This window comes from Pseudomonas ceruminis, from assembly GCF_021602025.1.
GTDB classification, from domain to species: Bacteria; Pseudomonadota; Gammaproteobacteria; order Pseudomonadales; family Pseudomonadaceae; genus Aquipseudomonas; species Aquipseudomonas ceruminis.
Genome location: NZ_BQHW01000012.1, coordinates 103,957 through 116,560, shown reverse-complemented (window position 1 = coordinate 116,560; position 12,604 = coordinate 103,957). Strand labels below are relative to the sequence as shown.

The following is a 12,604-nucleotide window of genomic DNA, read 5'->3' as shown; positions in this document are numbered from 1 at the left end:
TGATCGTGCTTAATTATGCAATCCGCAGGATATTACTCCTGCTGCCCATGTTGTTGGGTGTCTCGATTGTGGTCTTTCTCGTCCTGCATTTTATTCCGGGCGACCCGGCCAGGTTGGCGGCGGGTCCGGATGCCACAGAAGCGGACGTTGCGCAGATACGGCAAAACTATGGGTTGGACAAGCCCTTGGTTTCCCAGTACCTGATTTACGTGAAGAAAGTGGCCACCGGCGACCTGGGCGAATCCTTCCAGACCTTCACCCCGGTCCTTGAGGGCATCGCCAGGACATTGCCGGCGACGCTTGAGCTGACGGCAGCCGGGATGCTGCTCGCGGTCCTCATTGGTGTGCCCCTGGGCATCATAGCGGCGCTGCGGCCACGGGGCGTGCTCGACAGCGCGTTGACCACCCTGGCGGTGCTGGGCATCTCGATGCCGGGCTTTTTGCTCGGGCTGATCCTGATGTCGGTGTTCTCCGCCAGCCTCGGATGGTTGCCACCCACCGGCCGCGGGGGCTTTCAGCACCTGATATTGCCGGCCGTGACCCTGGGCCTGCCCTATGTAGCGACGTTTTCCAGGCTCGCCCGTTCAACCATGATGGATGTATTGAAGGAAGACTATATAAGAACGGCCTACGCCAAAGGCGTGCCCAATTATAAAGTTGTCCTGAAACATGCACTTTCCAATGCCGCTATTCCGTTGGTAACGGTATTCGGGATGGACTTCGGACGTTTGCTCGGTGGCGCGGTAATTGTCGAAACCGTGTTTGCCTGGCCCGGCATGGGACGCTTCCTGATAGATGCGATCATGGCCCGTGATATCTATGTGGTTCAAGGAACTGTATTGGTATTCGCCGCGCTGGTCGTTGTCGTCAACCTCATTGTGGATCTTGCATATGGCATCCTCGACCCTCGCATCACCTACAACTGAGGCCCGGCCCATGCCTCGGAACGTGCGGCGCCTGAACTTCATCGGCTTTCTGATCGCCAGAAAGCGCTGGTTTGCACTCAGTGCGACGGTGGTGATCCTGCTGATGGTGGCCGCGGCGGTGTTCGCGCCGCTGTTTTTCGACTGGGACGCGGTTACCCGGATCAACCTGTCGCAGTCACTGGTCCCGCCAGGCTCCGAATTCTGGCTGGGTACTGACCAACTTGGCCGCGACCTGCTCGGGCGTGTGCTCTGGGGCGCACGGATTACCCTGATTGTTGCGGTGGCCAGTGTCGGCACCGCGATGCTGGTGGGGGTCGCGGTCGGGGCAGGGTGCGGTTACTACAATGGCCCGATCTCGGGGCTGGTCATGCGGGTCATGGATTCGATGATCGCATTCCCTCGCACCCTGGTGGCGATCCTGGTGATCACCGTGGCCGGCAACAGCATCCTCAGCCTGACGCTGGCCATCGCGATCTCCAGTATTCCGATCTACGTGCGGTTTTTCGCCGGGCCGGTCATGGCCCTGGCCAAGCGCGAGTTCGTGCTGGCGTCGAAATCCATCGGGGTGAGCGATTTGCGCCTGTTGCGGGTGCACATCCTGCCCAACATCGGTTCGCTGGTGATCATCCAGGCCACGGTATCGCTCGCCGAAGCCATCCTGATCGGCTCCGGCTTGAGCTTCCTCGGCCTTGGGCCACCCCCGCCGACGCCGGAGTGGGGCGCAATGATCGCCGAGTCGAGGCCCTTGCTGACTACCCACCCCTATGTGCTGATTGCTCCCGGATGCGCGCTGGTACTGACCATCCTGAGCTTCAACATCGTGGGTGATGCACTGCGCGATTTCATCGACCCGAAGTCACGCAAATCCTGACTGTCACCGGCGCGGCTTGGTCGCGCCGGGTGGTACGAAACCTTATGAAGCGAGAAAAGATCATGGAGCGTACAGGCTTCAAGGCACAGCTCGTCCGTGGTTTGCTGCTGGGTGTCCTCGGATGCTCGGCGCTCGGCCCGGTTGCAGCCAGCGCGCAGGACCTGCAAACCCTGACCTTCGTGCAGGGTTCGGACATCGACACCCTGGACCCGGCGGTTTCCCGCAGCGTCCCGTCCTACAACGTGCTCGACCATCTGTTCAACCGCCTGGTGAACTGGGAGGGCCAGGAACGTGACCACGTGGTCCCTGACCTGGCCCTGTCCTGGACCCGTTCCGACGACGGCCGTCAGTGGACCTTCACCCTGCGCCAAGGGGTGAAATTTCACGACGGTACCGATTTCGACGCACAAGCGGTGAAGTTCAACCTGGACCGCATTCGCGATGCCCGCCTGGGCTCGCCGCACAGGTCCTACTACACCGACATCGTCTCGGTCGAGGCGCTGGCGCCCGACCAAGTCCGCATCACCACCGCCAACCCGTCGCCGACCATGCTCGAGCTGCTGGCCAAGCCGTCGTCCTCGATCAGCAGCCCGGCGGCGGTAGCCCGCTATGGGCGGGCCTATGGGCACCATCCGGTCGGCACAGGGCCTTACCAGTTCGAGCGCTGGATCCCCAACGACCACACCGTGATCGTCAGAAACCCTGACTTCTTCGGCACCCCCGGTAAACCGGAAAAGCTCGTGTTCCGCCCTGTGCGTGAGGACTCCTCGCGGGTCATCGAACTGCGCACCCGCAATGCCGATGTGGCCGCCGACCTGTCGCCGGAAGCGGCGATCGAACTCAAGGCGCTGAACAAGTCGGACCTGCTGCGGGTGCCGAGCACCTTCCAGGTGTTTTTCGAGCTGAACCTGACCCGCCCGCCGTTCGATGACGTGCGCATGCGCCAGGCGGTGAACATGGCGATCGACCGCGATGCCCTGGTGAACAAGGTGTTGCTGGGCTACGGCAAGGTGCCGACCAGCCCGTTCCCGGAAGGGACCCAGGCGCGCCGTACCTTTGCGCCGGTGAAGTACGACCCAGCCGCAGCCCGGCAACTGATCGAGCAGGTCTACCCCGGTGGCTTCCCCGGCACCGTGGTGATGTGGACCCCGGCCGGGCGCTACACCAAGGACCGTCAAGTGGCCGAGGTGGTCCAGGGCTACCTCAACGCGGTAGGCCTCAAGACCGAGTTCAAGGTCTGGGAGTGGGCCACCTATCAGAAGAGCCTGTATCGCCCTGAGCCAGGCAAAGGCACGGGCAAGGGTTCCAACGATGCCGACATGTGGCTGCTGGGCACCGGCATTTCCGATGCGGACATCCGCCTGCGACGCAAGCTGGTGACCGGGGACCCACAGAACCTGACCGGCTACAGCAACCCCGAGGTGGACAGCCTGCTGCAACAGGCCGCCCGTGAGCTGGATGAGCACAAGCGCATGGGCTTCTACGGGCAGATCCAGCAAATCCTCTGGGAGAAAGATCCCAACAGCCTGCCGCTGTTCGACCAGGAACAGATCATCGGGCTACGCAAAGGTATGAAAGGTCTCGCCGTCGATTACGAAGGGACCATCGATTTCAAGAATGCACAACTGAATTGAGCGGTGATACGACCATGTCCAAAGCACAAGTACACGAAACCCTGCTGACCGATGCCCGCCTGAGCGCCCCGGCCGCCGAGCGGATGGTGAAATACCATGACATCCCGGCCCTGGATACCGAAATTCGCCAGTTTCACGAGTTCATCGAGGTCGACCTGGCGCACACGGTCATGCTCGTCGAGCAGCAGATTCTTGCCCGCCCGGTGGGCCAGTCGATCCTCGCCGAGCTGCGCAAGATCCGCGAGCTGTCTGCCTCCGACTTCCCCTTCGATGTCAGAAAGGGCAGCTTCCTGTTGCAGGTCGAATCCTACCTGTTCGCCCGCATCGGCGAAGACAACGCCGGCCAGATGCACACCGGGCGTAGCCGCATCGACCAGGGCGCCACGGTGCGCCGCCTGTACGATCGCAAACGCATCCTGGCAGTGCTGGGGCGCATCAATGGCTTCCAGGACGCGCTGATCCAGCAGGCCTCGCGCCACGCCGATACCATCATGCCGGGCTACACCCACATGCAGCATGCCCAGCCGTGGGTGTTCGGCCATTACCTGCTGAGCTTCAGCACCCGCCTGCATGACAGTTTCAGCCGCCTGGCCCAGGCCTACGCCCGGGTCAACCGCAACCCGCTGGGCGCGGTGGGGCTGGCCGGCACCTCGTGGCCGCTGGACCGCAACCGCACCACCGAGCTGCTGGGCTTCGACAGCCTGGTGGAAAACTCCAAGCTGGGCCGCGAAGCCTGGTACGCAGCCGAGGCCATTGGCGCGCTGTCGTTCATCATGGCCGACCTCAACGACCTGGCCACCGACCTGCACCTCTGGTCGAGTGTCGAGTTCGCCACGGTCGAGAGTGATGACAGTTACTGCGGCACCAGCAGCATCTTCCCGCAGAAGAAGAACCCGTCGGGCCTGGAGACCATCAAGAAGGCCGCCGGCGAATCCGTGACCTGGCTGAGCACCGCACTGGCAACCTTCCGCGCCGAAGGCACAGGCGACCAGGCCATGCGCGACCTGCCGTTGATCCAGCGCGCGCTGGAGGTGACCGAAGGTATGCTCGATTTGTTCACCGGCATCCTCGAAACCCTGAAGGTGCATGAGGCGCGCATGGGCGAGCTGCTGTCGGGCAGCTGGTGCACCGCGAGCAACCTGGCCGATATCATTGTGCGTGAGCGTGGCATCAGCTTCCGCCAGGTACACCATGTGGTCGCGCGGCTTGTGCGTAACTGCCTGGCCGCGGGGGTGACGCCGCAGCAGGTGACCGGTGCGGCGCTGGATCAGGCTTCGGAGGAGACCATCGGTTCTGCCCTGGGCTATACCGATGCGCAGGTGCGTGATGCACTGAACCCGCGTACCTTCGTGGAAACCCGTATCTCTGTCGGTGGCGTCGGCCCTGCCGAGGTGCGTCGCTTGCTGACGGTCGCCCAGGATGAGCTGGCGCAGGACCGCCAATGGGTCGCCGCCCACCTGGGCAAGGTCGCCGGTGCCCGGGCCGCGCTGGATGCCGCCGTGGCGCGGATCGTCGACTGAAGGAGGTTTTCCTGATGAACGAAAATCTGGTCGCTCGGGTCGAGAACCTGAGCGTGGCCTTCGGCAGCGATGGCGAGGCCCCCGTAGTACGAGACGTGTCCTTTGAAGTCGGCCGTGGCCAGACCCTGGCCATCGTCGGTGAGTCGGGCTCCGGCAAGTCGGTGACCTCGATGGCCATGATGGGCCTGATCGGGCGGGCCGGTGGCCGCGTGGTGTCCGGCTCGATGCACCTGCGCACCGGCGACGGGGCGCTGATCGACCTGGTGTCGGCGCCTGAGTCGCTGTTGCGCCGGCTGCGCGGCTCGGCGATGTCGATGATCTTTCAGGAACCGATGACCTCGCTGAACCCGGTGTTCAAGGTTGGCGCGCAACTGGTCGAGGCGATCACCCTGCACAAGCGCTGCAACCGCGCCAGCGCTGAGGCTCAGGCCCTGCGCATGCTCGACCTGGTACGCATCCCCGATGCCCGGCAGGTCATGGGGCGCTACCCCCACGAGCTGTCCGGTGGCATGCGCCAGCGCATCATGATCGCCATGTCGCTGGTGTGCGAACCGACCTTGCTGATCGCCGACGAACCCACCACAGCGCTGGACGTTACCGTGCAGGCGCAGATCCTGCGGATCATCAAGGAACTGCAGGACAGCTTGCGCATGGGGGTGATCTTTATCACCCACGACATGGGCGTGGTGGCGGAAGTGGCCGACGATGTCATGGTCATGAAGCGCGGCGAGACCGTCGAACATGGCGCGGCCAAGGAGGTCCTGCTTCACCCTCGGCAGCCGTACACCCAGGCGTTGCTGGCGGCGGTGCCGAAGATCGGATCGATGCGGGGCAGCGACCTGCCGGCCAAGTTCGCCCTGGTCGACGAGCCGGTGGCACAAGGGCAGCAGGATGCGCCGCGGGCGCCGGACTACCAGGGGGCCCCGATCCTCAGCGTTGAGTCGCTGTCGATTCGCTACGACTTGCGTGGCGGCATTCTGGGCAAGGTTCAGCGCCGTGTGCATGCGGTGGAGTCGATCGACTTCCAGATTTACCCGGGCGAAACCCTGGCGCTGGTGGGCGAGTCTGGCTGTGGCAAGTCCACCAGCGCCCGGGCGGTGGCGGGGCTGATGCCGATTCAGGGCGGCAACATCCTGTTTCAGGGGCGGAATGTGGGCGCGCTGGACCGGGCCGAACTCAAGGCCCTGCGGCGCGACGTGCAGATGGTGTTCCAGGACCCGTATGCGTCGCTCAATCCGCGCCTTACCATCGAGCAGAGCCTGCTGGAGCCGCTGCTGGTGCATGGCATTGCCAGGGGGGACGCCGCGCGTCGGCAAGTGGCGGAGTTGCTGGAGCGCGTGGGGCTCGGGGCCGAGCATGCGCAACGCTACCCCCATGAGTTTTCTGGCGGGCAGCGCCAGCGCATCTGCATCGCCCGCGCGCTGACCCTGTCTCCCAAGCTGATCATCGCCGACGAAGCGGTGTCAGCGCTGGACGTGTCGATTCAGGCCCAGGTCATCAACTTGATGCAGGACCTGCAGAAGGAGCGGGGCATTGCCTTCCTGTTCATCTCCCATGACATGGCAGTGGTCGAGCGGGTCAGCCATCGGGTGGGGGTGATGTACCACGGGCGGATCGTCGAGATCGGGCCACGGCGCAGCGTGTTCGAGAACCCGGGGCATGCGTACACCCAGCGGCTGCTCAGCGCGGTGCCGTCGGCGGACATGAATGTAGAGCGCAAGCCGTTCACCCTGATGAGCGAGGCGGTGCCTAGCCGTATCCACGCCGTCGGGCACCAGGCCGCCGCCATGCAGTACCGGGAGGTTGCGCCGGGCCATTTCGTGGCGATCTCGGCGGTGGCGTGAGGGGCGGGAGCTTTCGGCATTGATGTCCGGTAGATGGGTTGCGGCTGCTGCTCGCAACCCATGCACCGACAAAACTCACACACCTGACCCAGGTCATCGCACCCTCTCGATTCTTGACGGGGCTTATCTATTGGCCGCCGTCAAAACCGCCACCGTGACTACCATGAGACGCCGTACATGTAATGCAGCCTGTTCTTGGCTATCTCGATATCGTTCATCAACGCTTTTGCCAAAGCACTCAGATAGTCCGCCGCGCCCAGCAACTTGTGGTCATCCTCCATATCCCCTTCACGAACGAGATGCCTGATGTAGCTCAGCAGCACGGAGACCTGTTCGTACGCATCGTCGATGGGAATGCCAGGCTGCACGCGTAGGAGATCGATCGGTGGGTTGCCCACATCGAGAAAGGTTGCCACGCCGATGGTTGTAAGCGGTTTGGGTTGCTCCGCCATGCCGTCAGTCCTCGACCCGTTGGCCGTAGAGCCGATCATGAACGTGCGCTACCAGTGAATGGGGGGGATGGGTTTGCGGCGGGGTGGGTCTGGGACCATCTTTTTCACGACCGGAAAACGGTATCCCTGAGGCGTTTCCCCGACAACAGCGACACTTCAACAGCGCGCGTAGGATAATTCCCATGGCAGGAAATGGGGTGGGGCCCGATGTGTTTGGCTCAAAACATTCAGCGCCCATGAGATCGAGCGCCGCCCGCGCGGCGCATCGCGGGGCAAGCCCGCTCCCACATTTGTTGCAACGCGCCGTTCCAGACAGGCCATGGTTGTTCGCCCTGGTGCATGACTTAAGACAGGTGAGGCGGCAGCAGTGCCAGCCGAAATATCTCGTCGAGCCAACAAGGCTGACAACTATGGCCTATCAGGCCATGGCACGTTGCAACAAATGTGGGAGCGGGCTTGCCCCGCGATGCGCCGCGCGGGCGGCGCTCGATTTGCGCATCCCCATAAAACCCAAGCCATGCACCTGGCGACCATAACGCCCCCCACCGCCCATGTGACCCAAGTCACCACACCTTCCCGATTCTTGACTAGTCTTACCCATTGGCGGCCGTCAAAAACCGCCACCGTGACTACCAGGAGACGCCGGCCATGTTCCGTGCGTCCACTATCTGATCAGGAGTGCACGATGGACCTGAACCGTCGGCAGTTCTTCAAGGTCGCCGCCGTCGGCCTTGGAGGCTCGAGCCTCGCGGCGTTGGGCATGGCCCCCACGCCCGCGTTCGCCGAGCAGGTGCGCCACTTCAAGCTGGCGCACACCAAAGAAGCCCGGAACACCTGCCCCTACTGCTCGGTCGGCTGCGGCCTGATCCTGTACAGCCAGGGCGATGCGGGCAAGAACGTCAAACAGAACATCATCCATATCGAAGGCGACGCCGACCACCCGGTCAACCGCGGCACCCTGTGCCCGAAAGGCGCAGGCCTGCTGGACTTCATCCACAGCCCAAGCCGCCTGCAGTACCCCGAAGTACGCAAGCCGGGCAGCAAAGAGTGGGTGCGGGTCAGCTGGGATGAGGCGCTCGACCGCGTCGCTGACCTGATGAAGCAGGACCGCGACGCCAATTTCATCGAAAAGAACGCCCAGGGGCAAACGGTCAACCGTTGGCTTACCACCGGTTTTCTCGCTGCATCAGCCGCCTCCAGCGAGGCGGGTTACCTGACCCACAAGGTCGTCCGCGCAACAGGCATGCTGGGGTTCGACAACCAGGCACGTGTCTGACATGGCCCGACGGTGGCAAGTCTTGCCCCGACGTACGGCCGTGGCGCCATGACCAACCACTGGTCAGATATCGCCAACGCGAATCTGGTCCTGGTGATGGGTGGCAACGCAGCAGAAGCGCACCCGTGCGGCTTCAAGTGGGTGACCGAGGCCAAGGCGCACAACAAGGCGCGGCTGATCGTGGTCGACCCGCGGTTTACCCGTACCGCCTCGGTGGCGGATTACTACGCGCCGATTCGCACCGGCAGCGACATTGCCTTCATGGGTGGGTTGATCAACTACCTGCTGAGCAACGACAAGATCCAGCACGAGTACGTGCGTAACTACACCGACGTCTCGTTCATCGTCAAAGAGAGCTATGGCTTCGAGGACGGGCTGTTCAGCGGCTACGACGCGGCCAAGCGTGTGTACGCCGACAAGTCGGGCTGGGGTTACGAGTTGGGTGAGGACGGCTTCGCCAAGGTCGACCCGACCCTGCAGCACCCGCGCTGCGTGTATCAGCTGATGAAGCAGCACTACAGCCGCTACACCCCGGAAGTGGCGAGCATGACCTGTGGCATGCCACAGGACGCCATGATGAAGATCTGGGAAGAGATCGCCACCTGCTCGGTCCCGGGCAAGACCATGACGATTCTCTATGCGCTGGGCTGGACGCAGCATTCGATTGGTGCGCAGATCATCCGCAGTGCGGCGATGGTGCAACTGCTGCTAGGTAACGTCGGCATGCCTGGCGGTGGCGTCAATGCCTTGCGCGGGCACTCCAACATCCAGGGCCTGACCGACCTCGGCCTGCTGTCCAATTCGCTGCCGGGTTACCTGACCCTGGCCGGGGATGCCGAGCAGGATTACGCCACTTTCATCGACAAGCGTGCCTCCAAACCGCTGCGCCCCGGGCAGCTGTCCTATTGGCAGAACTACGGCAAGTTCCATGTCAGCCTGATGAAGGCCTGGTACGGGGCCAATGCCACGGCGGAAAACAACTGGGGCTACGACTGGCTGCCCAAGCTCGATGTGCCGGCCTACGACGTGCTGCGCATGTTCGAGATGATGGGCCAGGGCAAGGTCAACGGCTATCTGTGCCAAGGCTTCAACCCGATTGCCGCGTTGCCGGACAAGAACCGCGTAACGGCAGCTTTGGGCAAACTCAAGTGGCTGGTGATCATGGACCCGCTGGCCACCGAGACCTCGGAGTTCTGGCGTAACGCCGGGCCGTTCAACGACGTCGACACGGCCAGCATCCAGACCGAAGTGATTCGCTTGCCCACCACCTGTTTCGCTGAAGAAGACGGCTCGTTGGTCAACAGCAGCCGCTGGCTGCAGTGGCACTGGAAGGGCGCCGACGGCCCGGGCGAGACCCGCACCGACGTGCACATCATGAGCGAGCTGTTCCTGCGCCTGCGCCAACGCTACCAGGCCGAGGGCGGTGCTTACCCTGATGCGATGATGAACATCAGCTGGCCGTACAAGATCCCTGAAGAGCCGTCCCCAGAGGAACTGGCCAAGGAGATGAACGGCTGGGCAGTCACCGATGTCACCGACCCGACCGGCGCGGTCATCAAGAGTGGGCAGCAGTTGGCCGGTTTCGGCCAGCTCAAGGATGACGGGAGTACCGCCTCGGGCTGCTGGATCTTTGCCGGCTGCTGGACCGAGCAGGGTAATCAGATGGCCCGCCGCGACAACAGCGACCCGTACGGCATGCACCAGGTGCAGAACTGGGCGTGGGCCTGGCCGGCCAACCGTCGCATCCTCTACAACCGTGCCTCCAGCGACCCGCAAGGCAAGCCCTGGGACTCGGAGAAGAAGCGCCTGGTGTGGTGGAACGGCAAGACCTGGACCGGCACCGATGTGCCGGACTTCAAAGTCGACTCGCCCCCGGAAGCGGGGATGAACCCGTTCATCATGAACCCCGAGGGCGTGGCGCGGTTCTTTGCCATCGACAAGATGGCCGAAGGCCCGTTCCCAGAGCACTACGAGCCGTTCGAAACGCCTATCGGCATCAACCCGCTGCACCCGCAGAACAAGAAGGCCACCAGCAACCCGGCCGGGCGGATCTTCGATTCGGTGTGGGACACCCTCGGCAAGCATGATGAGTTCCCCTATGCGGCAACCACCTACCGGCTGACTGAGCACTTCCACTTCTGGAGCAAGCATTGCCGGCTCAACGCCATTGCCCAACCCGAGCAGTTCGTTGAAATCGGCGAGGTACTGGCTAACGAGAAAGGCATCAAGGCAGGTGATCGGGTACGGGTGTCGAGCAAGCGCGGGCACATCGATGCGGTGGCGGTGGTGACCAAGCGGATTCGTCCGCTGCAGGTCAACAACCAGACCGTGCACCAGATCGGTATCCCGTTGCACTGGGGCTTCACCGGCGCGACCCGGCATGGCTACCTGACCAACACCTTGGTGCCGTTCCTCGGTGACGGCAACACCCAGACGCCGGAATCCAAGTCGTTCCTCGTCAAAGTGGAGAAACTCTGATGGCCAGCCAAGACATCATCGCCCGCTCGGCCACCACCACCGTACCGCCTTCGGTACGCCAGCAGCAGGAAGTCGCCAAGCTGATCGACACCACCAAGTGCATCGGCTGCAAGGCCTGCCAGGTGGCGTGTTCGGAGTGGAATGAACTGCGTGACGAGGTCGGCCATAACCACGGCACCTACGACAACCCCCAGGACCTCACTGCCGAGACCTGGACCCTGATGCGTTTCACCGAGCACGAGCGCGACGACGGCAACCTGGAGTGGCTGATCCGCAAGGATGGCTGCATGCACTGCGCCGACCCCGGTTGCCTGAAGGCGTGCCCCAGCCCGGGCGCGATCATCAAGCACGCCAACGGCATCGTCGACTTCAACCAGGACCATTGCATCGGTTGTGGCTATTGCATCACCGGTTGCCCGTTCAACATCCCGCGCATCTCGCAGAAGGACCACAAGGCGTACAAATGCACCCTGTGTTCCGACCGTGTGAGTGTGGGCCTGGAGCCGGCCTGCGTGAAGACCTGCCCGACCGGCGCGATCGTGTTCGGCAGCAAGGACGAGATGAAAGTGCATGCCGCCGAGCGTATCGTCGACCTCAAATCGCGTGGCTACGACAACGCCGGGCTGTACGACCCGGACGGCGTCGGTGGCACCCACGTGATGTACGTGTTGCACCATGCCGACACACCGAAGCTGTATGCCGGCCTGCCTGACCAGCCGGTGATCAGCCCCTTGGTGGGGTTGTGGAAAGGGTTCACCAAACCGCTGGCGCTGCTGGCCATGGGCGCGGCGGTGTTGGCTGGGTTCTTCCACTACGTCCGGGTCGGGCCGCAGCGGGTCGAGGAGGACGAGCACCCCACGCCACCCGACGAGAGCGTGCATCAGGTCGACCCGTCGGTGCATGTCTATGACCCGAACCGGCCCGGTGGGCAAGGGGAGCAGCGGCCATGAACGACAACAAGCCAATCCTGCGCTACAACGCCAACGAGCGGACCAACCACTGGATCGTCGCCATTTTGTTCATCCTTGCCGGGCTTTCCGGACTGGCGCTGTTTCATCCGGCGCTGTTCTGGCTTAGCCATCTGTTCGGCGGTGGGCCGTGGACGCGCATCCTGCATCCCTTCATGGGCGTGGCGATGTTCGTATTCTTCCTTGGCCTGGTGCTGCGCTTCTGGCGCGCCAACTTCATTACCGCCAACGACCGCCTGTGGCTGCGCCGCATCGACCGTGTGATGCTCAACAAGGAAGAGGGCGTGCCGCCGATCGGCAAATACAACGCCGGGCAGAAGCTGCTGTTCTGGACCTTGCTGATCTGCATGCTGGTGTTGTTGCTCAGCGGCGTGGTGATCTGGCGGGCGTATTTCAGCCACTTCTTCGATATAGGCTCGATTCGCCTTGCTGCGTTGGCACATGCACTGGCGGGGTTTGTGCTGGTGCTCAGCATTATCGTGCACATCTACGCCGGCATCTGGATCAAGGGCTCGATCGGCGCCATGCTGCATGGCTGGGTCAGCCGGGCCTGGGCACGCAAGCACCATGAACTGTGGTACCGCGAAGTGACCGGCGACAAGACGCCGAGCAATCATGGAAGCAAAGAAGGATGA

9 protein-coding genes are annotated in these 12,604 nt (G+C 63.1%); 8 read left to right on the top strand and 1 reads right to left on the bottom strand.

Annotated elements, in window-relative coordinates:
• Positions 1 to 5 precede the first annotated feature (5 nt).
• The 5 genes from L6D80_RS15665 to L6D80_RS15645 are packed head-to-tail and all read left to right on the top strand — an operon-like array spanning position 6 to position 6,795.
• Positions 6 to 926 (top strand): ABC transporter permease, encoded by a 921-nt coding sequence (locus L6D80_RS15665; RefSeq protein WP_054903439.1) that lies wholly within the window; start codon positions 6 to 8, stop codon positions 924 to 926.
• Between the two features lie 10 nt (positions 927 to 936).
• Positions 937 to 1,797, top strand: coding sequence for an ABC transporter permease (locus tag L6D80_RS15660; RefSeq protein ID WP_054903440.1), 861 nt, complete (start codon positions 937 to 939; stop codon positions 1,795 to 1,797).
• A 44-nt stretch (positions 1,798 to 1,841) separates the two neighbouring features.
• On the top strand, positions 1,842 to 3,431 hold the full coding sequence (locus L6D80_RS15655) for an ABC transporter substrate-binding protein (protein ID WP_223849194.1): 1,590 nt from the start codon (positions 1,842 to 1,844) through the stop codon (positions 3,429 to 3,431).
• Positions 3,432 to 3,445: 14 nt separating this feature from the next.
• Entirely contained in the window at positions 3,446 to 4,951 is a 1,506-nt protein-coding gene (argH, locus tag L6D80_RS15650; protein ID WP_082422888.1) for an argininosuccinate lyase, read from the top strand.
• A gap of 14 nt (positions 4,952 to 4,965) precedes the next feature.
• Positions 4,966 to 6,795: an ABC transporter ATP-binding protein gene (locus L6D80_RS15645; protein ID WP_176516052.1), complete on the top strand. Its 1,830-nt coding sequence runs from the start codon at positions 4,966 to 4,968 to the stop codon at positions 6,793 to 6,795.
• Between the two features lie 158 nt (positions 6,796 to 6,953).
• On the opposite strand, the gene L6D80_RS15640 is transcribed toward L6D80_RS15645, so the two are convergent.
• Positions 6,954 to 7,247 (bottom strand): DUF3077 domain-containing protein, encoded by a 294-nt coding sequence (locus L6D80_RS15640; protein WP_176516054.1) that lies wholly within the window; start codon positions 7,245 to 7,247, stop codon positions 6,954 to 6,956.
• Between the two features lie 685 nt (positions 7,248 to 7,932).
• On the opposite strand from L6D80_RS15640, the gene fdnG reads away from it, so the two are divergent.
• The 3 genes from fdnG to L6D80_RS15625 are packed head-to-tail and all read left to right on the top strand — an operon-like array spanning position 7,933 to position 12,604.
• Positions 7,933 to 11,001, top strand: a complete 3,069-nt coding sequence (fdnG, locus tag L6D80_RS15635) for a formate dehydrogenase-N subunit alpha (RefSeq protein WP_156358073.1) — start codon at positions 7,933 to 7,935, stop codon at positions 10,999 to 11,001.
• Positions 11,001 to 11,951, top strand: a complete 951-nt coding sequence (gene fdxH, locus L6D80_RS15630) for a formate dehydrogenase subunit beta (RefSeq protein WP_054900790.1) — start codon at positions 11,001 to 11,003, stop codon at positions 11,949 to 11,951. Before fdnG ends, fdxH begins: the two co-directional genes overlap by 1 nt.
• Positions 11,948 to 12,604, top strand: coding sequence for a formate dehydrogenase subunit gamma (locus L6D80_RS15625; RefSeq protein WP_054900791.1), 657 nt, complete (start codon positions 11,948 to 11,950; stop codon positions 12,602 to 12,604). The genes fdxH and L6D80_RS15625 overlap by 4 nt, the downstream gene beginning before the upstream one ends.